Source organism: Cupriavidus oxalaticus, assembly GCF_004768545.1.
GTDB classification, from domain to species: domain Bacteria; phylum Pseudomonadota; class Gammaproteobacteria; order Burkholderiales; family Burkholderiaceae; genus Cupriavidus; species Cupriavidus oxalaticus_A.
On sequence record NZ_CP038634.1, the window covers coordinates 1,942,270 to 1,965,064 of the forward strand.

Annotated in this window: 19 protein-coding genes, 2 tRNA genes and 1 rRNA gene; 11 read left to right on the forward strand and 11 right to left on the reverse strand. The window is 67.4% G+C overall.

Annotated elements, in window-relative coordinates; genetic code table 11:
* Positions 1-4: 4 nt before the first annotated feature.
* Positions 5-547: a MarR family winged helix-turn-helix transcriptional regulator gene (locus tag E0W60_RS08675; protein WP_133098409.1), complete on the reverse strand. Its 543-nt coding sequence runs from the start codon at positions 545-547 to the stop codon at positions 5-7.
* A gap of 113 nt (positions 548-660) precedes the next feature.
* Between E0W60_RS08675 and E0W60_RS08680 the strand changes: the two genes are divergently transcribed.
* Positions 661-1,224, forward strand: coding sequence for a nuclear transport factor 2 family protein (locus E0W60_RS08680; protein ID WP_135703672.1), 564 nt, complete (start codon positions 661-663; stop codon positions 1,222-1,224).
* Between the two features lie 37 nt (positions 1,225-1,261).
* Here the strand turns inward: E0W60_RS08680 and E0W60_RS08685 are convergent, their stop codons facing one another.
* Together E0W60_RS08685 and E0W60_RS08690 are read right to left on the reverse strand one after the other, a co-directional pair.
* Entirely contained in the window at positions 1,262-2,497 is a 1,236-nt protein-coding gene (locus E0W60_RS08685) for an acyl-CoA dehydrogenase family protein (RefSeq protein WP_135703673.1), read from the reverse strand.
* A 39-nt stretch (positions 2,498-2,536) separates the two neighbouring features.
* Positions 2,537-3,682 carry an acyl-CoA dehydrogenase family protein gene (locus E0W60_RS08690; protein WP_135704014.1) on the reverse strand — a complete coding sequence of 382 codons (1,146 nt, stop codon included), beginning with the start codon at positions 3,680-3,682 and terminating at the stop codon, positions 2,537-2,539.
* Between the two features lie 267 nt (positions 3,683-3,949).
* Between E0W60_RS08690 and E0W60_RS08695 the strand changes: the two genes are divergently transcribed.
* Together E0W60_RS08695 and E0W60_RS08700 are read left to right on the forward strand one after the other, a co-directional pair.
* Positions 3,950-5,497, forward strand: coding sequence for an AMP-binding protein (locus tag E0W60_RS08695; RefSeq protein WP_135703674.1), 1,548 nt, complete (start codon positions 3,950-3,952; stop codon positions 5,495-5,497).
* A gap of 254 nt (positions 5,498-5,751) precedes the next feature.
* Positions 5,752-8,526, forward strand: coding sequence for a LuxR C-terminal-related transcriptional regulator (locus E0W60_RS08700; protein WP_135703675.1), 2,775 nt, complete (start codon positions 5,752-5,754; stop codon positions 8,524-8,526).
* Positions 8,527-8,565: 39 nt separating this feature from the next.
* Here E0W60_RS08700 and E0W60_RS08705 read toward each other — a convergent pair whose 3' ends face one another.
* Positions 8,566-9,237 (reverse strand): nitroreductase, encoded by a 672-nt coding sequence (locus tag E0W60_RS08705; protein WP_133098414.1) that lies wholly within the window; start codon positions 9,235-9,237, stop codon positions 8,566-8,568.
* 42 nt (positions 9,238-9,279) lie between these two features.
* Positions 9,280-10,155, reverse strand: coding sequence for a crotonase/enoyl-CoA hydratase family protein (locus E0W60_RS08710; RefSeq protein WP_133098415.1), 876 nt, complete (start codon positions 10,153-10,155; stop codon positions 9,280-9,282).
* Positions 10,156-10,354: 199 nt separating this feature from the next.
* Between E0W60_RS08710 and E0W60_RS08715 the strand changes: the two genes are divergently transcribed.
* The 3 genes from E0W60_RS08715 (at position 10,355) to E0W60_RS08725 (ending at position 13,156) form a co-directional block, all read left to right on the forward strand.
* Positions 10,355-11,326 carry an NAD(P)H-dependent flavin oxidoreductase gene (locus E0W60_RS08715; protein WP_135703676.1) on the forward strand — a complete coding sequence of 324 codons (972 nt, stop codon included), beginning with the start codon at positions 10,355-10,357 and terminating at the stop codon, positions 11,324-11,326.
* A gap of 4 nt (positions 11,327-11,330) precedes the next feature.
* A complete protein-coding gene (locus tag E0W60_RS08720; RefSeq protein ID WP_133098417.1) occupies positions 11,331-11,792 on the forward strand; it encodes a PaaI family thioesterase in 462 nt (153 codons plus the stop codon).
* Between the two features lie 188 nt (positions 11,793-11,980).
* Positions 11,981-13,156, forward strand: coding sequence for an acetyl-CoA C-acetyltransferase (locus E0W60_RS08725; RefSeq protein WP_135703677.1), 1,176 nt, complete (start codon positions 11,981-11,983; stop codon positions 13,154-13,156).
* Positions 13,157-13,346: 190 nt separating this feature from the next.
* Here the strand turns inward: E0W60_RS08725 and E0W60_RS08730 are convergent, their stop codons facing one another.
* The 4 genes from E0W60_RS08730 to E0W60_RS08745 all read right to left on the reverse strand — a co-directional run bounded on the left by E0W60_RS08730 (position 13,347) and on the right by E0W60_RS08745 (position 16,418).
* Positions 13,347-14,021 carry a histidine phosphatase family protein gene (locus E0W60_RS08730; protein WP_135703678.1) on the reverse strand — a complete coding sequence of 225 codons (675 nt, stop codon included), beginning with the start codon at positions 14,019-14,021 and terminating at the stop codon, positions 13,347-13,349.
* 136 nt (positions 14,022-14,157) lie between these two features.
* Positions 14,158-14,844, reverse strand: coding sequence for a TetR/AcrR family transcriptional regulator (locus tag E0W60_RS08735; RefSeq protein WP_133098420.1), 687 nt, complete (start codon positions 14,842-14,844; stop codon positions 14,158-14,160).
* A 172-nt stretch (positions 14,845-15,016) separates the two neighbouring features.
* The gene (locus E0W60_RS08740) at positions 15,017-15,415 is read right to left on the reverse strand and encodes a VIT1/CCC1 transporter family protein (RefSeq protein ID WP_240745764.1); all 399 of its coding nucleotides are present in this window, start codon (positions 15,413-15,415) and stop codon (positions 15,017-15,019) included.
* A gap of 100 nt (positions 15,416-15,515) precedes the next feature.
* On the reverse strand, positions 15,516-16,418 hold the full coding sequence (locus E0W60_RS08745; RefSeq protein WP_084402443.1) for a LysR family transcriptional regulator: 903 nt from the start codon (positions 16,416-16,418) through the stop codon (positions 15,516-15,518).
* Between the two features lie 98 nt (positions 16,419-16,516).
* Here E0W60_RS08745 and E0W60_RS08750 point away from each other — a divergent pair, with 98 nt between their 5' ends.
* Complete coding sequence (locus E0W60_RS08750) at positions 16,517-17,167, forward strand: glutathione S-transferase family protein (protein ID WP_133098423.1); 651 nt, start codon at positions 16,517-16,519, stop codon at positions 17,165-17,167.
* 58 nt (positions 17,168-17,225) lie between these two features.
* On the forward strand, positions 17,226-18,197 hold the full coding sequence (locus tag E0W60_RS08755) for a pyridoxamine 5'-phosphate oxidase family protein (RefSeq protein ID WP_135703679.1): 972 nt from the start codon (positions 17,226-17,228) through the stop codon (positions 18,195-18,197).
* A 103-nt stretch (positions 18,198-18,300) separates the two neighbouring features.
* Here the strand turns inward: E0W60_RS08755 and E0W60_RS08760 are convergent, their stop codons facing one another.
* Positions 18,301-18,741, reverse strand: a complete 441-nt coding sequence (locus tag E0W60_RS08760; protein ID WP_133098425.1) for a hypothetical protein — start codon at positions 18,739-18,741, stop codon at positions 18,301-18,303.
* A gap of 121 nt (positions 18,742-18,862) precedes the next feature.
* Positions 18,863-20,464, reverse strand: a complete 1,602-nt coding sequence (locus tag E0W60_RS08765) for a 3'-5' exonuclease family protein (RefSeq protein WP_135703680.1) — start codon at positions 20,462-20,464, stop codon at positions 18,863-18,865.
* A gap of 488 nt (positions 20,465-20,952) precedes the next feature.
* Between E0W60_RS08765 and E0W60_RS08770 the strand changes: the two genes are divergently transcribed.
* From E0W60_RS08770 to E0W60_RS08780, 3 genes are all read left to right on the forward strand, one after another.
* Positions 20,953-22,484, forward strand: a 16S ribosomal RNA gene (locus E0W60_RS08770).
* Between the two features lie 62 nt (positions 22,485-22,546).
* Positions 22,547-22,623, forward strand: a tRNA-Ile gene (locus E0W60_RS08775).
* 11 nt (positions 22,624-22,634) lie between these two features.
* A tRNA-Ala gene (locus E0W60_RS08780) sits at positions 22,635-22,710 on the forward strand.
* The last annotated feature ends 85 nt before the right edge of the window (positions 22,711-22,795 follow it).

Genomic DNA, 22,795 nt, shown 5'->3' on the forward strand with positions numbered 1-22,795 from the left:
GTCCCTAGCCTTTCAGGCGGCGCGCCTGCAGGTGCTCAAGGTCGAGCGCGGCACGGTCGCCGTTGGCGACAAGGCGATCGACCACCGAGCACAGCACCTTGAATTCGGTGCGCGTGACGCCGTCGAACAGCACGTCATTGATCTGCTGCTGCACCGGCAGCAGTTCATTGAGCAGCTTGTTGCCCGCCGTGGTGATGGTCAGGCGCATCTTGCGCTTGTCGTCGGGGTGCGCCTTCTTGTCGATCAGGCCGAGCTTCTTCAGCTTGCCGGTCTCGATGGTGATGAACGGCCCGCTCAGGTGCAGGTGGTCGGCCAGCTGGTTCACCGTCACCTCGCCCTGCTGCGACAGGTGGGCGATCGAGCGGATCAGCGAATATTGCACGCCGGTCAGCCCGACCAGGTTGCCAAAGCCGTCCCGCACCGACAGCAGCCGCGCGGCAAACGGCAGCAGGCCATTGACGAGGTGCCGGAACTCGCGGTCCGAGCCATCGATCAGGCAAGCCGGATGCGTGATTGTCAGGGTCTTGTTTGCAGGAGTCGTAGCCATCGGCGGATTGTTCAATTAGCTTGTAATGCAAGCTTTGTGCCAAATTCTACCAAACTCGCCGCGCGGCCTGCCGTGCTGCCCGGCCTCACTTTTTACGCCAACGCGTTGCCTGTATGAACCCGATCTCCCTACCCGAAGCGCAAGCGCTGCTGGCCAGCTATGTCGAGGCCAAGGACAACAACCGTCCCGCGCTGATCCACGAGGCGTTCGCGCAAGATGCGACGCTGACCTTCTCGATCGACACCGACACCATCAGCTTCCCGGCAAAGACCGAAGGCGCCGCGGCGATCGCGGCGACGCTGGTGACTGACTTCGCGCAGACCTTCGACCGCTGCCGGACCTACTACGTCGGCGACCTGTCGCTGGCGGAGGCGGGAGCCACGCTGACGGTGCCGTGGCTGGTGCTGATGCGCGAGAAGGCGGCGCATACCTTGCGCGCGGGGAAGGGCGTCTACCGCTGGGGCTTTGCGCGGCAGCAAGATGGGACGTACCGCATCGGCAGCCTGCACATCCATATCGCGCGGATGGACGTGGTGCCGGATGCCGGCGCGGCCATGCTGGCGGCCTTGCAGGCTGCCTTGCCGTATCCCTGGCTGCCGTCGCAGACGCTGCAGGCGGCAGTTCACGCCCAGGTATCGGCTGACGCCAGGCTGGCGTTCCTGAAGGAATTTGTCTGAGGCCCAGCCGGCAGGACCAACCTGCCGGCACGCCACGTCAAAGCCCCAGCACTAGCTTGGCGATGATATTGCGCTGGATCTCGTTTGATCCGCCGTAGATCGACGCCTTGCGGTAGTTGAAGTAGCGCGGCGCCAGCACGGCCGCATAGTCCGGCCCCACGCGCAGCGCGGCCTCGCGGCCCTGGATTCCGGCCCAGGTGTCCTGCACGAACGGCAATGCCGCGGGACCGGCGGCCTCGACCGCCAGCTCGCTGACGGCCTGCAACGTCTCCGTGCCGGTGAGCTTCAGCATGCTCGACGCGGCCCCGATCGACGTGCCCGATTCCACGCCCGAAAACACGCGCAGTTCGACCGCCTCCAGCGCGGCGGTGCGCACGTGCAGCGTGGCCAGCTTGCGCCGGAAGGAGGGGTCGTCGAGCAGCCGCCCGCCATCGTCGGCGGTCTGCTCGGCGGCGATCTGCGCCACCTTGGCCAGTTGCTTGCGCAGCATCGGGCTGTAGGTGCCGCCGCGTTCGAACTCCAGCAGGTACTTGGCATAGGTCCAGCCCTTGCCTTCGTCGCCGATGCGATTCTCCGCCGGTACGCGCACGTTCTCGAAGAAGACCTGGTTCACTTCCTGTTGCCCGGCCACCGGGCCGTCCAGCGTCGGCAGAGGTGACACCGTGATGCCGGGGGTATGCATGTCGAGCAGCAGGAACGAGATCCCTTCCTGCCGCTTCGACTCGCGGCTGGTGCGGACCAGGCAGAACATCCAGTCGGCCCACTGCGCATGCGTCGTCCAGATCTTGGAGCCGTTGAGGATGTAGTGCTCGCCGTCGCTGTCGGTGCCGGGATCGGCGCGCAGCTGCAAGGACGCGAGGTCAGAGCCGGAATTGGGCTCTGAATAACCCTGGCACCACCACACGTCCGATGCCAGGATCGGCGGCAGGAAGCGCGCCTTTTGCGCCGGCGTGCCGTATTTCATGAGCACCGGCGCCACCATCTTCAGCCCCATCGGCGATACCGGCGGGCAGCCGGCCGTGGCCAGCTCGGACTGGAAGATAAAGCGCTGCGTCGGCGTCCAGCCCGGGCCGCCGTATTCCTGCGGCCAGTTGGGCGCGGCCCAGCCGCGCGCATGCAGTGCCTTTTGCCAGCGCACCTGGCCGGCTTTGTCGAGATAGCCGTTCTTGGACTGCGCCATCATCGCGCGCAGTTCGTCGTCATACGCCTCGGTGATCCAGGCGCGCACGTCTTCACGGAATTGCTGGTCTTGCGGGGAAAAATCGAGATGCATCGACGGGCCTCGCTGGGGTAGTCGTCAGGGGTTGGCGGTTCAGGCCGCGACGGGATAGAGCAGGTCGGCGTAGCGGCGCAGGTGGTGCTCGGCCGAGCCGAACTGCAGGTCGATCGCCGTGACGCGCTTGAAATAGTGGCCCACCGCCAGCTCCTCCGTGACCCCCATGCCGCCGTGGATCTGCACGGCGCCCTGGCCGACGAAGGCCCCGGCCTGGCCGGCCTGGACCTTGGCCGCGCACGCCGCCTGCGCAAAGTCCGCCTGCGCGCCGTCGGCCTGCATCGCCGCGACCTGCGTCAGTGCCACGGATTGCTCCAGCTGCATATACATGTCGGCCATGCGGTGCTGCAGCACCTGGAACGTGCCGATCGGCACGCCGAACTGCTTGCGCTGGCGTGCGTAGTCGATGGTGTCGGCCAGCATGCGCGCCATCGCGCCGTTGGCTTCCGCGGCCAGCGCGACCAGGGCGTGGTCGCACAGCCGCTCGATCAGCGCTAAGGCCTCGCCTTCTGCGCCGATGCGCTGGCTGGCCGGCACCTGTACGTTATCGAGCAGCACCTCGGCCGCGCGCATGCCGTCGAAGGTGGGATATTCGCGCAGGGTCACGCCGGGCGTGTCGCGTGCGATCCAGAACAGGCTGATGCCCTCGCGGTCGCGGCGCGCCCCAGCGGTGCGGGCGCTGACCACCAGGTGCGACGCGGAAGGCGCGCCCACCACGGCGTGCTTGTGTCCGCTCAGCTTGTAGCCGTCGCCAGCGCGCGTGGCGCTGGCTTGCACGTCATGCCGGCAATAGCGGCTGGCGGGCTCGGCATGCGCCCAGGCCGCGGTGACCTCGCCACCGATGATGGCGGGCAGCCACTGCGCCGCCAGTTCCGGGCTGCCTTGCGCCAGCGCGCCGCCAGCCAGCACCACGGTGCCGAGATAAGGTTCGAGCACCAGGTGGCGGCCGAACTGTTCCATCACGATCATGTGCTCGGCAGCGCCGCCGCCCAGCCCGCCGACCGACTCGGCAAAGCCCGCGCCCAGGATGCCGAGGTCGCGCGCGAACGCACGCCAGCAATCGGGCCGCCAGCCCGTTGCGGACTGGACCGCGGCGCGGCGCGCTTCAAAAGCGTAGTGGTCGGCCAGGTAACGCGCGAGCGTGTCGCGCAGCATCGATTGTTCTTCGCTGAACTTGAAATCCACCTCGGCTCCTTCGGGAATGGGGGATGGCGTGGCTGCGATAGTTTGCGTCAGCATGATCCGGGCACGCCGACGGGCGGCGCATCGTCGCATCGGACGAAGGTGCGCAGGCGCCGCTCAACGCCCGCACTTGCTCGTTTCATGCGGCGCCGCATCAAAATGCCGGCGCCACGCTTCGTCGCTTCCGACGATGGTTGAACCGGCGGGTCGTTCACAGAATGCGGGATCACCATCCCAATCCAGCGAACCCCTGTCGAGGAGCCCAACGCCATGCATCCGTCCATCCACGCGCAGCGCACGCCGGAGAAGCCGGCCGTCATCATGGGCAGCAGCGGCGCAGTCGTCACGTACCGCGAGCTGGACGAGCGCTCGAACCAGGTGGCGCACCTGTTCCGCACGCTGGGCCTGCGCCCCGGCGACCGTGTGGCGTTCATGCTGGAGAACCATCCGCGCATGTTCGAGCTATGCTGGGGCGCGCAACGCAGCGGCATCGTCTATATCTGCCTGAGCACCAAGCTGAACGCGGCCGATGCCGCCTACATCGTCAACGACAGCGCCGCGCAGGTGCTGGTGACCACGCACGCCCAGGCGGAGATCGCGGCCGCGCTGGTGGCGCAGACGCCGGCGCTGAAGCGCCGGCTGATGCTGGACGGCACGGTGCCCGGCTACGACGCCTATGAACCGGCCCTGGCAAGCTGCCCGACGACGCGCGTCGCGGACGAGGTGACTGGCGGCGACATGCTCTATTCGTCGGGCACCACGGGCCGGCCCAAAGGCGTATTCGCGCCGCCGGGCAGCCCGCGCATCGAGGATGCCACCACGTTGACCAGCCTGTGCCAGCGGCTCTATGGCTTCGATGCCGAGACCCGTTACCTGTCGCCGGCGCCGCTATACCATGCCGCGCCGCTGCGCTACAACATGTCGGTGCAAGCGCTGGGGGGCACCGCGGTGGTGATGGAGCATTTCGACGCGGAGAAATACCTGCAACTGGTGCAGCAGCACCGCATCACGCATACGCAGCTGGTGCCGACGATGTTCTCGCGGATGCTCAAACTGCCCGAGGCACAGCGCCGGGCCTATGACGTGTCGTCGCTGCGCGTGGCGATCCATGCCGCGGCGCCATGCCCGGTGCAGGTCAAGGAGGCGATGATCGCGTGGTGGGGGCCGGTGATCTGGGAGTATTACGCCGGCACCGAAGGCAACGGCGTGACCGTGGTCAGCACCCAGGAATGGCTGCAGCGCAAGGGCACCGTCGGCCGGGCCATGGTCGGCAAGCTGCGCATCTGCGGCCCCGACGGCGAACTGCAACCGCCCGGCGAGCCCGGCACCATCTATTTTGCCGAAGGCCGCGCCTTCGAATACCACAACGACCCGGCCAAGACGGCCGAATCGCGCCATCCCCGGCATCCGGACTGGAGCACCATCGGCGATGTCGGCTATGCCGATGCCGACGGCTACCTGTTCCTGACCGACCGCAAGGCCAATATGATCATCTCCGGCGGTGTCAACATCTACCCGCAGGAAGCCGAGAACCTGCTGATGACGCACCCCAAGGTGCTTGACGTGGCGGTGATCGGGGTACCTAACGAGGATTTTGGCGAAGAGGTCAAGGCTGTGGTGCAGCCGGCCGACATGGCGCAGGCCGGGCCGGAACTGGCAGCCGAGCTGATCGCGTTCTGCCGCGCCAACCTGTCCACCATCAAATGCCCGCGCTCGGTCGATTTCGAGTCCGAGCTGCCGCGCCTGCCGACCGGCAAGCTGCTCAAGCGGCTGCTGCGCGACCGCTACTGGACCGGCCACGGCAACAAGCTGGTGTGAAGGCGGCGCCGGCATCCGGCTTGTGCCCGGCGAGCGCAGCGGCGCTGCGGTCCGGGAGCCCCTTAATCCAGCCGGAAGGCCGCCTGAAGAGACCCCGAACCCTCGGCGGCGCGCGGCCGCGCGCGTTTACGCCATAATTCCGTGTTCCATCACAGTCACGCCCGCCCGCGCTGCTGCGCGGGCGGGCGCATCGCTTCGCATTGCCCTTCGCATTGCCGCAAGGGCGCTGCGGCGCGGAAGACGACAAATCGCCAATGGCAAGTATCGAGGAGACCGGGCGGCGCATGCCGTCCGCCACCGGCGCCGCTGCGCTGGCCGCCAAGCTGCGTCCACCGCTGCTGACGCCGTTCCAGGTCGAGCGCGCGTCGATCTGCGACGCCGTGTGCGCCGCGGACTTCGTCAAGCTCGTGCTGGTGCGCGCGCCCGCAGGCTTTGGCAAGACCACCGCCATGCTCCAGTGCCGTGCGCGCCTGGAAGCCGCGGGCGGGCGCACCGCCTGGCTCACCCTTGACCGCTCCGACAACGATGCCACCCGCTTCCTGGGCTCGGTCGAGGCCGCCATCGCGCAGGCGCTCGGCGCAGCGGCCCAGCCGCCCCGCTCCGGGCTGATGCAGGATCCCGGCGAGCAGGCGCTCGCGCTGATCGACCGGCTGGGCAGCCACAGCGGCGCCTTCACGCTGTTCCTCGACGACTTCGAATCGATCCAGAACGCCGCCGTCAGCGGCCTGGTGTGGCAGATGGTCGAAAGCCTGCCGCCGGGCTGCCGTGTCGTAATCGGTACGCGCTGGGTGCCGGAGAGCGGCCTGGGCCGGCTGCGCGCGCGCGGCGAGCTGCTCGAGATCGAGCCCGCGCAACTGCGCTTCAGCGCCAGCGAGACCGAATCCTTCCTGCGCGAGGCCCGTGGGCTCAAATTGCAGCCAGCCGCGATCAGCGCGCTGCACCGGCGCACCGAAGGCTGGGCCACGGCATTGTGGCTGGCTTCGGTGGCGATGGAGCGGCGCAGCCAGCCCGAGGGGTTCATTGCCGGCTTTTCCGGCTCCAACGCGGCAATTGCCGACTATCTGGTCGAAGACGTCTTCCTGCACCTGCCCGATGCGGTGCGGGACTTCCTGTTGCGGACCTCGATCCTCGACCAGCTCTGCGGCCCGCTGTGCGACGCGGTCTGCCAGGCCGCTCCGCCATCCGGGGGCGGCGCCGGCAGCAGCGACGAAATCCTGGCCTGGCTGGAGCGCGCCAACCTGTTCCTGCTGCCGCTGGAGAGCGAGCGCTACGGCGAGCGCGGCACCGGCGCGGCAGCGGAGCAGTGGTACCGCTATCACAGCCTGTTTTCCGGCTTCCTGCGCGGCCAGCTGGCGCAGTCGATGCCCGACGCCGTGCCGCCACTGCACCTGGCTGCCTCGCGCTGGTACGAATCTCAGGGCCGCCCGGTGCCCGCCATCGAGCACGCACTCGCGGCCGGCGCGCTGGGCCATGCGCTGGAATTGCTGGACAGCGCCGTCGATGACCTGCTGGGGCAGGGCCGCATGCGGCTGCTGACGCGCTGGCTGGAGGCGGTACCGGCCGAACAGCTGGCCCGCTGGCCCAAGCTGCAGATCGCGCATGCGTGGGCGGTGTCATTCACGCGCGGCCCGGCCGACGCGATCGCGCTGCTGCAGGCGATCCCGACCGAAGGCGCGGCCGGCGACCTGCTCGCGCATATCCGCGCGCTGCGCCACGTGCTGCTCAACATGATGGACCGCTTCGACGACGCGCGTGCCTTCGCCCGCAACGAGGTGCCGCCGCTGCCGATGGGCTACGCCTTCCCGGATGCGATCCTGGGTACGTCGATGGCGCGGCTGGCCGCGGTCATCGGCGACTATCCCGAGGCGCGCCGGCTGCTCCAGATCGCGCGCCAGGCCGTGCGCGGCTCGGACAGCAACTTCAACAAGATCTTCTCCGAATCGGTCGAAGGCCTGATCGACCTGCGCCAGGGACGGCTGCAGCAGGCGCTCGGGCGCTTCCGCATCGCCGCGCGCACGATGCTGCCGAACCGCTTCGGCCCGACCAACGGCAACGCCATGGCCGGCATTTTGTTGGCCGAAGGGCTGTACGAGAGCGGCGATACCGACCGCGCCAGCCGGCTGCTTACCGTGTATCTGCCGCTGTCGCGCGACCTCGGCCTGCCGGACCAGATCATCACCGGCCATACCGTGCTGGCCCGCATCGCCTTCGAGCGTGGCGAGACCGACCAGGCCCATGAATGGCTGGCGCAGCTGGAGGCGCTCGGCCACCACCGCGGCCTGACCCGGCTGGTGATGGCGGCGATGCTGGAGCGCGCGCGGCTGGCGCTGCGCCAGGGCAACGTGCACGCCGCGCAGGAGGCGATCGAGCGCGCCGCCGACCCGGCGCTGTGGCGCACGCGTCCGGGCGTCAGCTCGTTTGCCAGCGACGTCGAGGACATTTTTGTCGGCAGGCTGCGGCTGGACGTGCATGCCCGCCCGGGGGCGCAGGTACGCGACGCGATCGAGCGCGAACTGGCGGCCGCCACCAGCAACCAGCTGATGCGCCGCGCGCTCAAGCTGCGCATCCTGCTGGCACAGGCGTGCCAGCGCAGCGGCGACGGCACGCATGCGCTGGTGGTGATGGGCGAGGCGTTGCGCTTCGGGGCAGCCGAGGGCTTCGTGCGGATTTTCGCCGACGAAGGTGACGACGTGCGCCGGCTGGTGGCCGACGCCTGCGCCCGCCAGGGCGCCAGCCTGCCATCCGCCTACGTGGAAAAACTGCTGCATGCATGCGGCCAGCAAGCCGGCGAAGCGCCTGGCGGGGCGGCCGGCCGCCCCGCACCGCCGGCGCTGGTGGAGCCGCTGACGCCCAAGGAGCAGAAGGTGCTGCAGTTGCTGGCGGAAGGCTTTTCCAATGTCGCCATGGCCGAGCGCCTGTTCGTGTCCGAGACCACGGTGCGCACGCACCTGCGCAATATCAGCGCCAAGCTGCACGCCAGCAACCGCACCCAGGCGGTGGCGATCGCGCGGCAGCTGGGGCTGCTCTGATCCTGGCGCCGCGTGCGTAACTGCGCGCGGTGCCAGTTCTCAGATGCCGATGAACTCGGCGAACTCCGCCAGCGGTGCGCGCGCCGCGCGCAACTGGTTGGCCGGCGCCTCGGGATCCTCGAAGCCGATCGCCATGCCGGTGAACAGCATGCGCTCGGCCGGCAGCTGCAGGAAGCTGCCGATGGTCTCCGGATACATCGCCCAGCATTCCTGCGCGCAGCTGTCGAGCCCTTCCTCGCGCAGCAGCAGCATCACGGTCTGCAGGTACATGCCCAGGTCCGACCACTGCGGCGGACCCATGCGCCGGTCCACGGTGCAGAACAGCGCCAGCGGCGCGCCGAAGAACGTGAAGTTGCTGGCGAACTGGGCGAGGCGCCGCGCCTTGTCTTCACGCGGGATGCCAAGGTAGTGGTAGAGCGCCTCGCCCACCTCGAAGCGCCGGTCGCGATAAGGCGCAACCAGTTCGGGCGGATAGACGTTGTATTCGCGGTCTTCACCCTTGGGCGTGTGCGCGATGCGCTCGCGCATGATGCCGCGCAAGCGCTCCAGCGCCTCGCCGCCGATCACGTGGATATGCCACGGCTGCAGGTTGCCGCCCGACGGCGCGCGCGCCGCGGCGTCGAGCACGCGGCGGATGGTGTCGGCTGGCACGGGCTTGTCCAGGAAGCCGCGAACGGACTTGCGGCTGGCGACGGCTTGACTGACTTTCATGCTGACTCCGGTGGGTACGTGGTGGCGCCGGCTTCAGGCGCTTCAGGCGAACGGCGGCTCGCCGCGCCAGTCGAAGAAGTCCGGCAGGTCGTGCGAGACGGTGTCGGGGAACGCGGCCAGGCGCTTTTCCAGGAATGCGCTGACGCCTTCCTTGACGTCGGCGGAGCGCCCGCGCGACTGGATCGCCCGGCTGTCGAGCTTGTGCGCCTCCATGGGGTGGCTGGCCCCGGCCATGCGCCAGATCAGCTGGCGGGAGATCGCGACCGAGACCGGCGCGGCGTTGTCCGCAATCTCCCGCGCGATCGCCCGCGCTGCCGGCAGCAGGTCTTCGGGCGCGTGCAGCGAGCGCACCAGCCCGCGCTCATGCGCCTCCTGCGCCGAGAACACCCGCCCCGTATAGCACCATTCCAGCGCCGTCGAAACGCCGACCACGCGCGACAGGAACCACGATGATGCGGCCTCGGGCGTGATGCCGCGGCGCGCGAACACGAAGCCGAACTTGGCGTCGGTCGAGGCCAGCCGGATGTCCATCGGCAGCTGCATGGTCACGCCCACGCCGACCGCGGCGCCGTTGACCGCGGCAATCACCGGCTTGAGGCTGCGGAAGATGCGCAGCGACACGCGGCCGCCGCCGTCGCGGTGCGCGGTGTCGGGGCTGGCGCCATAGCGCTTCTCGAAATCGAAGGTCGAGCTGCCGCCGGACAGGTCGGCACCGGCGCAGAAGGCGCGGCCCGAGCCGGTGACGATCACCGCGCGGACGTTGTCGTCGGCATCGGTGGCGTCGAAGGCGGCGATCAGGTCCTGCATCATCTGCGCGGTGAAGGCGTTGAGCTGGTCCGGGCGATGCAGCGTGATGGTGGCGACACCGTCTTCGACGGCGTAGCGCAGGGTTTCGAACGAAGGCGTGGCTTGCGTCATGGCGACTCCTGCTGAGGGAAGGGGGCGGGTGCCGCGGGCCGGAGGGCGGCAAGGGCCCGGAACGGCGCGGGGGCAGCCAACACTAGTGCAGAATGCGCCGCCCGCAATCGTCGCTTCCGACGAAGCATCGCGCACGCGCGCGCCGTAGACTGGCCCGAACGCCGGCAAGGCCCGCTAGCTGACAGCAAAAAGGACAATCATGAAGACTCGAATCACCGAACTGCTTGGCATCCGCTACCCGATCATCCAGGGCGGCATGCAATGGGTCGGCTATGCGGAGATGGCCGCTGCCGTCTCCAACGCCGGCGGGCTGGGCATCCTCACCGCGCTGACGCAGCCGACCCCCGAGGCGCTGGGCGAGGAAATCCGCCGCTGCCGCGATATGACCGACAAGCCATTCGGCGTGAACCTGACGCTGCTGCCTTCGATCAACCCGCCGCCATACGCGCGCTACCTCGACGTCATCATCGAAAACGGCGTCAAGGTGCTGGAGACCGCCGGCAACAACCCCAGGGAACACATCGCGCGCGCCAAGGCCGCAGGCATGAAGGTGATCCACAAGTGCGTGGCGATCCGCCATGCCCAGTCGGCCGAGCGCCTGGGCGTCGACGCGGTGTCGATCGACGGCTTCGAGTGCGCCGGCCACCCGGGCGAGGACGATGTCCCCGGCATGGTGCTGATCCCGCTGGCGGCACGCAAGCTGTCGGTGCCGGTGATCGCCTCGGGCGGCATCGCCGACGGCCGCGGCATGGCCGCCGCGCTGGTGCTCGGCGCCGAGGGCGTGAACATGGGTACGCGCTTCTGCGCCACCCAGGAAGCGCCGATCCACGACAACGTCAAGCGGGCGCTGGTGCAGGCCAGCGAGCGCGACACCAACCTGATCTTCCGCACGCTGCACAACACCGCACGGGTGCTGAAGAACGCCGTGTCGGATGAGGTCGTGAGCATCGAGCGCCGCCCCGGCGGTGCGCAGTTCGAAGACGTCAAGCACCTGGTTGCCGGTGTGCGCGGCAAGGCAGCGCTGAAAGCGGGCGAGACCGACGGCGGCATCATCAGCGCCGGCCAGTGCGTGGGCCTGATCGACGACGTGCCGAGCTGCGAGGAGTTGCTCGCACGCATGGTCCGCGAATGCCGCGAGCAACTTGGCTCGGCCTCGCGCTACTTCGCCTGACGCCATGGCTGAAGCCGGAATCGAGGCGGCGATGCCGCAGGCGGCCGAAAGCTCCAGTGGCTCTGCCGTGCCCGAGGGCTTCGTGCCGCTGCGGCAGCCGGGAGGCTACATGGCCAACTTCGGCCAGCTTTACCTGAACCGCGAACGCCGCACGCTGGCGGTGCGCATCGACGAGAGCCATCTCAACAACCTCGGCATCCCGCACGGCGGCATGCTGGCGACGCTGGCCGATACCGCCATCGGCATGATGATGTCGCTGGAGACCGGCCGCGAGAAGAGCGCGGTCACCGCCAACCTGAGCCTGGACTTCCTGGACTCGGCGCGCCTGGGCGACTGGGTCGAGGCGCGCGTGGAGTTCGACAAGCTCGGCTCGCGGCTGCGCTACGGCAGCTGCCGGCTGGTCAGCGGCGAGCGCTGCCTGCTGCGCGCCACCGCGATCTTCGCGGTGCTCGGCCCGCGCAGCTGACACCGCGCTGACTTGGCCCTGACATCGCCCTGACATCGCCCTGAGGCGGCCGGCCAACTTCGTCGCTTCCGACGACGCTGGCCGGCCGGCCCGGGACAACAATAGGGTCCAACCTGCCGGCAGCCGCCGGCACCCCGCATCAAGCACCGGCCGGCCGCGGGGCGGCTGGCACCGAACAAGGAGATCAAATGGCAGAGGCATATATCGTCGCCGCGGCACGGACCGCCGGCGGGCGCAAGGGCGGCAAGCTGTCGGGCTGGCATCCGGCCGACCTCGCCGCGCAGGTGCTCGATGCGCTGGTCGAGCGCACCGGCGCCGATCCCGCGCTGGTCGAAGACGTCATCATGGGCTGCGTCAGCCAGGTCGGCGAGCAGGCTGGCAACGTGGCGCGCAACGCCATCCTCGCGTCGCGGCTGCCTGAAAGCGTGCCGGGCACGTCGGTCGACCGCCAGTGCGGGTCGTCGCAGCAGGCGCTGCACTTTGCCGCACAGGCGGTGATGTCGGGCGCGATGGACATCGTGATCGCGGCCGGCGTGGAAAGCATGACACGCGTGCCGATGGGCCTGTCGTCGCAGTTGCCGGCCAAGAACGGCTTCGGCGTGCCCAAGAGCCCGGGCGTCGAGGCGCGCTACCCCGGCGTGCAGTTCAGCCAGTTCACCGGCGCCGAGATGATTGCGCGCAAGTACAACCTGTCGCGCGAGCAGCTCGATGCCTACGCGCTGCTCAGCCACCAGCGCGCCGCGGCAGCGACCAGGGCGGGCCGCTTCAACGCCGAGATCGTGCCGGTCGAAGTGCGCACCGCCGAGGGCGCCAACGGCGAAATGCATACCGCGGACGAAGGCATCCGCTATGACGCCACGATGGACAGCATCGGCGCGGTCAAGCTGATCGCCGAAGGCGGGCGCGTGACCGCTGCCTCGTCGAGCCAGATCTGCGACGGCGCCGCCGGCCTGCTGGTGGTCAACGAGGCTGGCCTGAAGAAGCTCGGCGTCAAGCCGCTGGCGCGCGTGCACCATATGACCGTAATCGGCCACGACCCGGTGGTGATGCTCGAAGCGCCGCTGCCGGCGACCATGCACGCGCTGAAGAAGGCCGGCCTGAGCATCAACGACATCGACCTGTTCGAAGTCAACGAAGCTTTCGCACCGGTGCCGCTGGCCTGGCTGCAGGCAACGGGCGCCGATCCGGAGCGCCTCAACGTGCATGGCGGCGCGATTGCGCTGGGCCATCCGCTGGGCGGCTCGGGCGCCAAGCTGATGACGACGCTGGTGCATGCGCTGCATACGCACGGCAAGCGCTACGGCCTGCAGACCATGTGCGAAGGCGGCGGGCTGGCCAACGTGACCATCGTCGAACGCCTGTAAGGCACTGGCGTCCGTGTCGGGCGCCCGAGCAGGAATGCAGCAGAAAAGGTAGTAAAGGGAGAAGGACCGGCGGCGCGGGCATGTCAAAGTGCCCGCGCCAGTTGCCGGAGCGATTGCCGCCGCATTCCACGCCAAACAGAAACCTGCCGTCAGGCGGGTTTGTCATTGTTGCGCGTGGTGCCTGTGGCCTTCAGGCGAAGGTCAGCGCGCTGCGGCGTTCCGGCCGGTCCAGGTGCGGGATATTGTTGAAGCTCAGCAAGCGCTGCACGCCGCGGCCGACGATGATTTCGCAGAACGCGGTATTGCGGAACTGCAGGTTCATTTCGATGGCAGTGGCCGCGGGGGCGCCGAGCAGGTCGGCCGTGGCGCGGCCGATGGCGCCGCCGGAGCTGACCACGAGGATGGCGTCTTCGCGCGTGGTGCCTTCGCAGGCTTGCGTCAGCGCGCCGGCAATGCGCGCGCCGAAATCGGCCCAGCTTTCCGTCATGTCGGTCAGCCCATCCTGGGTCCAGGCATGGTAGGCGGCGCGGAAAGTGCGCCAGTAGTCGTTGTAATCGCCGTTCTGGTGGGCGCGATGGTCGGCGCCGCCGGTGTGGCAGCGGTACAGCGCCTCGCCGTCATATTCGTTCAGGCCGGTATGCGTGGCAATTTCCGCTTGCGGCTGGCCCATCGCGGCCAGGATCTCGCGCGCGGTGTCCTGCTGCCGCACGAGGTTGCCCGCGGCCACGCGTGCGAAGCGCAAGCCGCGCTCGCTGAAATACTCGCCCAGCCAGCGCGCCTGCTGGCGGCCTGTCTCCGACAGGCAATCGTAGTTGGCGGCGCCAAACGAGGCTTGTCCGTGGCGGACGAGGAAAAGCGTGGCCATGTGCGGTATCAGTGGGCGTGGATGCAGTCAGCGTGGACGCATTCTAGAGAGGACGTGCGCCGCCGCCAAGCAAGCACCACCGAATTCATAGCGGCCATGGGCGCGCTGCATTACCAGACTGCACTACCGCGCGAATTCAGGCCTGGGCGTTGCCTGTGACGCCGAGGTACCCCGCCATCATGCGGCTCAGTTCGGGGATCATTCGCTCATCGTCGAGATGCAGCGGCCCCGAATCGTTCAGCACCGCATTGACCAGCACGCTAAAGACCGCCTGCATGGCAAAGCGCACACGCAGATCGGCGATATCCGCGGGCAGCGACAGCCGTGGTACCAGCAACTGCACCATCCGCTCGACGATCGCTTCGCCATTCTGGCGGTGCGGCTGCCACTCTTCCGGCTTCGTCGAGGCATGCCGCAGCGAAGCGCGCATCACGCCGCGATTGGCCAGCGTGCCCAGCACCATGAAGCGCGCGGCCTTGTCTAGCAGTACGGCGGTCGGCACGTCTTCCCAGCGCTCCTGCGCGAGGTAACGGTCGATCGATGCCGAGGTTTCCTCCATCACCAGCGCGCGCAATGCCTCGAAATAAGCCATCTTGTCGCGGAAGCGGCCATAGAAAGCGCCCACCGACACCTGGCACGCAGCGGCGATCTGGGCCACCGAAACCGCGGCGAAATCGCGCTTCGCCAGCAGTTCACGGCCCGCGCCGAGCAGCGCCTGCTCGGTCTCGCGCGCGCGCCGCTGCCGCGGCGGCTGCAGGATCGAGGGCGTATCGATACGGGGGAAGGAAGAGGTGGCCGGAAGGCCGGACGACGTCGCTGGCATAGGGATTTTCCGTATTCGAATGCAGATTCGCTTTTGAAAAATACCGGTGCGCGCCGCGCGGCGTCAAGGCTTTTGTCGGGTGGCCGGTCGCTGCGAACGGGTGGGTCGCCACTCGTGCGCGCAAGGTACGCATGCCTGTTGCTCCGCGTCGTGGATACCCTGGCGGGCAGCATCAGAGCGAGCCGAATACCATATCGAGCATGGCGCGCGGATCGCGCATGATCTCGTCGGCGGCACGTTCCGCATCCGCCGGAGGCATGCCTTTGCCAGACAGCACCGCCACCAGCCGCTGCCGCGCGCGGGCGGTATCGTGCGCGATCTGTTGCGCCATGTCGCGCAGCCGCTTGTTGTTCATCTCGCGGCTGTTGGTGACCGACAGCCATTCGCCCAGTGCCATCGAGCAGGCACCCGCGGTCAGGCCGGCGAGCCCTGCCAGGATCACGGCTTCACGCGTGGCGGCCGCGCCCTCCAGCCCCATCACCAGGCAGAAGCTGGAGACGAGGCCGTCGTTGACGCCAAGCACCGCCGCGCGCAGCGCATTGCCGCTGGGTCGGCGGATGAGGTGGCGCAAGCGGGCGCCGAAGCCCGTCGGAGTTGGAGCGCTGGCCAGGGGCATGGAATCGGCATCTCTGCGTCTTGGTCTTGCTCTCGCGCACCGCGGGAACGCTGTCTCAGCGAAAGCGCGGACCGAGGTCGTCGCGCATCCAGTCGATAAAGGCGCGCGTGCGCGCCGGCAGCAAGCGCGCATGCGGATAGATCAGCGACAACGGCCAGGCGGGCTGCTCGAACGTCTCCAGCACAATGCGCAGCTTGCGCGCCTGCACCAGTTGCGCCACCTGGTACGACAGGAAATTGCCGAAGCCGGCGCCTTCCGCGCAAGCGGCCACGGCCGGCGCGGTCTGGTTGAATTCGAGGTTGCCCGTCACCTGCACCTGGAACGGCTTGCCGTTTTCCTGGAACGTCCACCAGTGCGCGGCATTGCCGGTGAAGCGCACGCAATTGGCGCGCGCGAGGTCGTCGGGATGGCGCGGCGTGCCATGCTTGCGCAGGTAGGCGGGGGTGGCCACCACCACGCGCCGGATATGGCCGACCGGCTGCGCCACCAGGGTCGAATCCGCCAGCGGGCCGATGCGTACGCCGACGTCGAGTTCTTCTTCCAGCAGGTTCACCACGCGGTCGGTGAATTCCATGCGGCAGCGCACGCGCGGATAGCGCTGCACGAAGCGCGTGACTGCCGGCGCGATATACATCTGCCCGAACAGCACCGGCGCGGTCAGCGTGAGCTGGCCGCTGGGCTCGACATGGCTGGCGGTCAGGCCGGCCTCGACTTCATCGATGGTGGCCAGGATGCGCCGGCAGCTGTCCAGGTAGCTGCGCCCCTCGCCGGTCAGGGACAGCCGCCGCGTGGTGCGGTTGAGCAGCCGCACCTGCAGCTCGGACTCGAGCGCGGCCAGTGTGCGCACCACCGCGGGCAGGGAAGTGTGCAGCGTCGCCGCGGCGGCAGTCAGGCTGCCCGCGTCGACGATGCGCACGAAGGTCTGCATGGCTCGAAGCTTGTCCATGGCGCCACACATTACTCCGATTTTTGGAGTAGTCAAATATCAGGCGCCCCATTTATTGCAGCGCCTTCCGCGTCCAGAATCCCGGTATCCCAACCCCCGAGGAGTGTGTCATGCAAGCCGCCAGCCATCCCGCCGAGCCCCGCGTTCCGCTCGTCCTTTATCGCTCGCCGCTCTCGGGCCACGCCCATCGCGCCGAACTGTTCCTGTCGCTGCTGGGACTGCCGTACCGGCTGGTCGACGTCGACCTGCGCGGCGGCGAACAGCATCGCGAGCCGTTCCTGCGGCTCAATCCCTTCGGGCAGGTGCCGGTGCTGGACGACAACGGCGCGGTGATCGGCGATTCGAACGCGATCCTGGTCTACCTGGCCACGCGCTATGACGATGGCCGCTGGCTGCCGCGCGACCCGGTCGGAGCCGCGCGCGTGCAGCGCTGGCTGTCGGTGGCCGCCGGGGAAATCGCCTTCGGCCCCGCCGCGGCGCGCCTGGGCGTGCTGTTCGGCCGGCCGGTGCCGCTGGACGACGCCATCGCCCGCGCGCAGCGCCTGTTCGTGCTGATGGAATCCCTGCTGGCCGAGCAGCCGTTCCTGGCAGCCAGCCATGCCACGCTCGCCGACGTCGCCGCCTACAGCTACATCGCCCGCGCCGAAGAAGGCAACGTGCCCCTGGCGCCGTATCCCGCACTGAACGCGTGGCTGCGCCGCATCGAGGCGCTGCCCGGCTTCGTGCCGATGATCGTATCCCGGCCCGGCAGGGCTGCCTGAGGCCGGATAACCGGACGCCGCCGCGCGAGCGCCGGCTGCATCAGCCAAGGAGTCCATCATGGAACTGCCCGTCTGGCCGCATGCCGGCCTGCCTTTCCACGCCGGGGAACTGGCCGCGCAGGAGCGCGCCGGCAAGCGCGAGCGCATGGCTGCGGCCGGCGCGCGCGTGATCCGCGGCGAAATGCCCGCACAGCATCGCGACTTCTATGCCCAGCTGCCGATCCTGCTGGTTGGCGCGGTCGATGCCGGTGGCTTGCCGTGGGCATCGGTGCTTGCCGGTGCGCCGGGGTTTGCATATAGCCCCGATGCCACGCACTTGCGCATCGACTCCTTGCCGCTGCCTGGCGATCCGCTGGAACAGGCCCTGGAGCACGGTGCGAGCGTTGGCTTGCTGGGCATCGAGCTGTCCACGCGCCGGCGCAACCGGATGAACGGCATCATCGTGGCGCGCGACCAGCGCGGGTTCACGGTCGAAGTCGAGCAGAGCTTCGGCAACTGCCCGCGTTATATCCAGCTGCGCGAAGGCACCATGGCACAACCGGGAGCTCCCGTGCCGGCATGGCACGGCACGGTGCTGGACGACGCCGCGGCAGCGTGGCTGCGGGCCGCCGATACGCTGTTCATTGCCACCAGCCATGCTGCCTCGCCGGAGGAGGGCGCGCACACCGGCGGCGTCGATGTATCGCACCGCGGCGGCAAGCCGGGTTTTATCCGCGTGGACGGCAATGGCACGCTCACCTTCCCGGATTTCAACGGCAACAACTTCTTCAATACCGTCGGCAACTTGCTGCAGAACCCACGCGCCGGGCTGGTGGTGCCCGATTTTGCCGAAGGCGCGCTGCTCCATGTCGGTGGCCATGCCGAAGTGATCTGGGACGGCGCCGAGCTGGCGACATTCGCCGGGGCGGAGCGGCTGGTGCGGCTGCATGTCGAGCAGGTGATGCGGCGCCCGTCGGTGCTGCCGATGCGCTGGCAGTTGCGCGAATACTCGCCGGTCCTGGCTGCCACCGGCGCGTGGCCGGCGGCCTGAATGGCGCTTCCGCTCTGCGACGGGAGGGCAGGCGCAGCTGATGGCGGCCCCGGTCCTGCTGGTCATGCAGTACTTCAAGGACTTCAAGGCGCCGTGCCGCCGGTCAGCCGGGCCCTCGGTATTTCAGTGCGGCACAGCGGCCGACCAGCGTGCTGATGCAGCAGGCATCGCCGCTCCATTCGCCGCCGATGACAATGCCGTCCGGGCCCGCGATCAGCTTGCGCTGGCAATGGCCCGGCACCGGCGTGCGTTCCATGCCGGCATCGCGGGGGCCGCTGCCTGGCGCGCGGGCTGCCGGGATGGTCTCGTTCCAGACATAGGCGGTGCCGGACGGCATCGCCTGAACCGCCTGTGGCGGTCCCCACTGGCGCTTGGCCTCGTCGACCGAGACGTTCTTCCAGGAGTCGAAGATTTCCTGCATGGCGCCGCCGCCCAGGTTGGCACACGCGCCGGTGAAGGCTCCGGCCCAGAGGATGGCCAGGCACGCGCGCACCCGCGCGGCGCCGCGGGCCGATTCGGCAGGACGGAACAGTTTGGCAGGCATTGAGACTCCGCATCGGCGCGCCCGGCGGCAAGGGCGGTCCGTCGAGACTAACGGAAGGGCACGCCTGCCCACAAGCACGGTCTGCGCGCCAGCCCACACAGCGGGCAGCCGGCGGCGCGGTTCAGTCCGCGAACAGATCCAGGGCTTGCTGACCGGCCGCGCGGGCTGGCCTGCGTGGGGCGGTCGCCGCGGTAGCACGCACCGGCCGCAGTACATCCTGCTCCTGCGGCTTCGCCGGCGGGGTCAGCTCGAACAGGCTCGCTACCGGCAGCGGGACCGTTTCCGGCATCCACTGCGCCATGCGCGGGGCGAGGATATGGTAGGTGTCCAGGTCGAAGTGCGCCGGCGCAACGGCCAGCGCGCGGGCCTCGTCCAGCGTGAGTGAGCAGCCCAGATAGCACCAGTCGTTGGCGACATGCCACCACGTGCGTCCGGCATGCTCCTCGCGCCATGCCACCGGACCGTCAAATGGCCACGGCACCAGTGCCAGCGGCGCCAGTGCGGTGGCCAGGCGCGCGCGATGCGCGGCGGCCGGCTCGGCGCCGACGCAGGCGCCGGCGCAGCGGTGTACCTGCCGCGCGAAGCACGGGTTGCCTTGCGGCGTGGTCTTTTCCAGCGACAGCGTGGCCATGCACAAGCCGTGCTCTTCGGCCAGCGCACGCAGGCGCGCCTCGGCCGCACCGCGGCTGCCAAAGGCGCCGAACAGATCGCGATGCCGGCAGAAATCGGTATCGCGGCTGGTGCGCAGGCGCGGCACCGGCAACTGCGGCGGCAGCTCCCATGCGTAGAGCCGGGCATTGCTGCGCAGCAGCTGGTTGTGGACAGGCTGCATCGTCTTGACCAGCCTGGCCTCGAGCAACAGCGCGCCGGTCTCGCCGCCGGTCTCGCGCCACTCGACCCGGCGCACCAGCCGCGCCAGCCGCATATCCTTGCCGTAGCGGTAGTCGCCCGAGAAATGGGCACCGATGCGCTGGCGCAGGTGCACGCTCTTGCCTACATACAGCGGGACGTCGTCATCGCCGTAGAAGATATAGACACCGGGAGCGGCGGGCACGTCTTCCAGCGCGGTCTCGTCCAGGCCAGCCGGCAGGCTGGCGCGACGCACCAGGGTGCGCACCGCGGCCTCGACCAGCTCGACCGAATAGGTGTCGTGGATCTTCTGCCAGAACTGCCAAAGCAGCTCGGCATCGGCCAGGGCGCGGTGCCGCCCCTTAGGCGTCAGGCCAAAGCGGGCGATCAGCGCATCGAGACCATGGCGTTCCACCGACGGGTACAGCGAGCGCGACAGGCGTACCGTGCACAGCACATCCGCACGGAACGTAACGCCGGCGCGGCGGAATGCGTTCTTCAGGAAGCCATAATCGAAGCGTGCGTTATGGGCTACGAAAAGCCGGCCCTGCAGGCGCTCGGCAAGTGGCTCGGCGAGTGACTCGAACGTCGGCTGGCCACGCACCATCTCGTCGGAGATGCCGGTCATGCGCTGGATAAACGGCGGGATCCCCATGCCGGGGTCCAGCAAGGTATCCCATTCGGTAATTCCGTCCGGGCCGACCTCGACGACGCCGATCTCGGTGATCCGGTCCCGCTGGGCATCGGCGCCGGTGGTTTCGAGGTCGACGAAGACGATCGGGCGCGACAGCGCCGCGGCGAGCGCGAGGGCGTCTGCAAAGTGCTTGCCGTCCGCGGGCATGCGCGACGGCAGGTAAGTGGGCATATCCGGCATCAGCCGATTTTAAGTGCCTGGCGATGGCGGCACGAAGAAGTTTTCAGAAACCCCTTGCCAAGCCACCTCCGGGTCCCTTAATATTCGCCCCCTCGCAACACAACGCGGCGCTGTAAAGCAGACGCAGCAAGGGTTGCGGGGTCGACCGCAAGGTTGGCGCAGCGAAGTTGGCAGCGCCGGCCGCAGCAAAAAAAGATTGCTGCAACGGTTGACGAAACGAAGAAAGCTCTGCATAATCTCGTTTCTCTGCTGCAGACAACGCAGCGCGCTGAACGGCAAAGCCGGGAAGCGAAGTTCTTTAACAAACAAACAACCGATAAGTGTGGGCGCTGGGTAGCGGACGCCGCTGTCTTCGGACAGTGTTGCTTCACAAGTTATACAGTGCTCGCACAGCAAAACGTGACCGGGTCTTCGGATCTGGTCAGTCAGTTTTCTGAGAGTGAGCGACCGCTCGAAAGAGCGAGGGTCTTCGGACCCACACAGAGATTGAACTGAAGAGTTTGATCCTGGCTCAGATTGAACGCTGGCGGCATGCCTTACACATGCAAGTCGAACGGCAGCACGGGCTTCGGCCTGGTGGCGAGTGGCGAACGGGTGAGTAATACATCGGAACGTGCCCTGTAGTGGGGGATAACTAGTCGAAAGATTAGCTAATACCGCATACGACCTGAGGGTGAAAGCGGGGGACCGTAAGGCCTCGCGCTACAGGAGCGGCCGATGTCTGATTAGCTAGTTGGTGGGGTAAGAGCCTACCAAGGCGACGATCAGTAGCTGGTCTGAGAGGACGATCAGCCACACTGGGACTGAGACACGGCCCAGACTCCTACGGGAGGCAGCAGTGGGGAATTTTGGACAATGGGGGCAACCCTGATCCAGCAATGCCGCGTGTGTGAAGAAGGCCTTCGGGTTGTAAAGCACTTTTGTCCGGAAAGAAATCGCGCTGGTTAATACCTGGCGTGGATGACGGTACCGGAAGAATAAGCACCGGCTAACTACGTGCCAGCAGCCGCGGTAATACGTAGGGTGCGAGCGTTAATCGGAATTACTGGGCGTAAAGCGTGCGCAGGCGGTTTGATAAGACAGGCGTGAAATCCCCGAGCTCAACTTGGGAATGGCGCTTGTGACTGTCAGGCTAGAGTATGTCAGAGGGGGGTAGAATTCCACGTGTAGCAGTGAAATGCGTAGAGATGTGGAGGAATACCGATGGCGAAGGCAGCCCCCTGGGACGTCACTGACGCTCATGCACGAAAGCGTGGGGAGCAAACAGGATTAGATACCCTGGTAGTCCACGCCCTAAACGATGTCAACTAGTTGTTGGGGATTCATTTCTTCAGTAACGTAGCTAACGCGTGAAGTTGACCGCCTGGGGAGTACGGTCGCAAGATTAAAACTCAAAGGAATTGACGGGGACCCGCACAAGCGGTGGATGATGTGGATTAATTCGATGCAACGCGAAAAACCTTACCTACCCTTGACATGCCACTAACGAAGCAGAGATGCCTTAGGTGCCCGAAAGGGAAAGTGGACACAGGTGCTGCATGGCTGTCGTCAGCTCGTGTCGTGAGATGTTGGGTTAAGTCCCGCAACGAGCGCAACCCTTGTCTCTAGTTGCTACGCAAGAGCACTCTAGAGAGACTGCCGGTGACAAACCGGAGGAAGGTGGGGATGACGTCAAGTCCTCATGGCCCTTATGGGTAGGGCTTCACACGTCATACAATGGTGCGTACAGAGGGTTGCCAACCCGCGAGGGGGAGCTAATCCCAGAAAACGCATCGTAGTCCGGATCGTAGTCTGCAACTCGACTACGTGAAGCTGGAATCGCTAGTAATCGCGGATCAGCATGCCGCGGTGAATACGTTCCCGGGTCTTGTACACACCGCCCGTCACACCATGGGAGTGGGTTTTGCCAGAAGTAGTTAGCCTAACCGCAAGGAGGGCGATTACCACGGCAGGGTTCATGACTGGGGTGAAGTCGTAACAAGGTAGCCGTATCGGAAGGTGCGGCTGGATCACCTCCTTTCCAGAGGCTTGTGTCTCAAGCCTAGCGTTCACACTTATCGGTTTGTTTGCTGTTACAGCCAAGGGTCTGTAGCTCAGGTGGTTAGAGCACCGTCTTGATAAGGCGGGGGTCGTAGGTTCAAGTCCTACCAGACCCACCAAGTTATCCGAGGGGGGATTAGCTCAGCTGGGAGAGCACCTGCTTTGCAAGCAGGGGGTCGTCGGTTCGATCCCGTCATCCTCCACCATCACTCTGCCGAGTGAGCACGGATACCTGGAATTGGTGGTCAAATGCAAGCGCTTAAGGATTGAGCGTTTGCATTTGGCATTGCC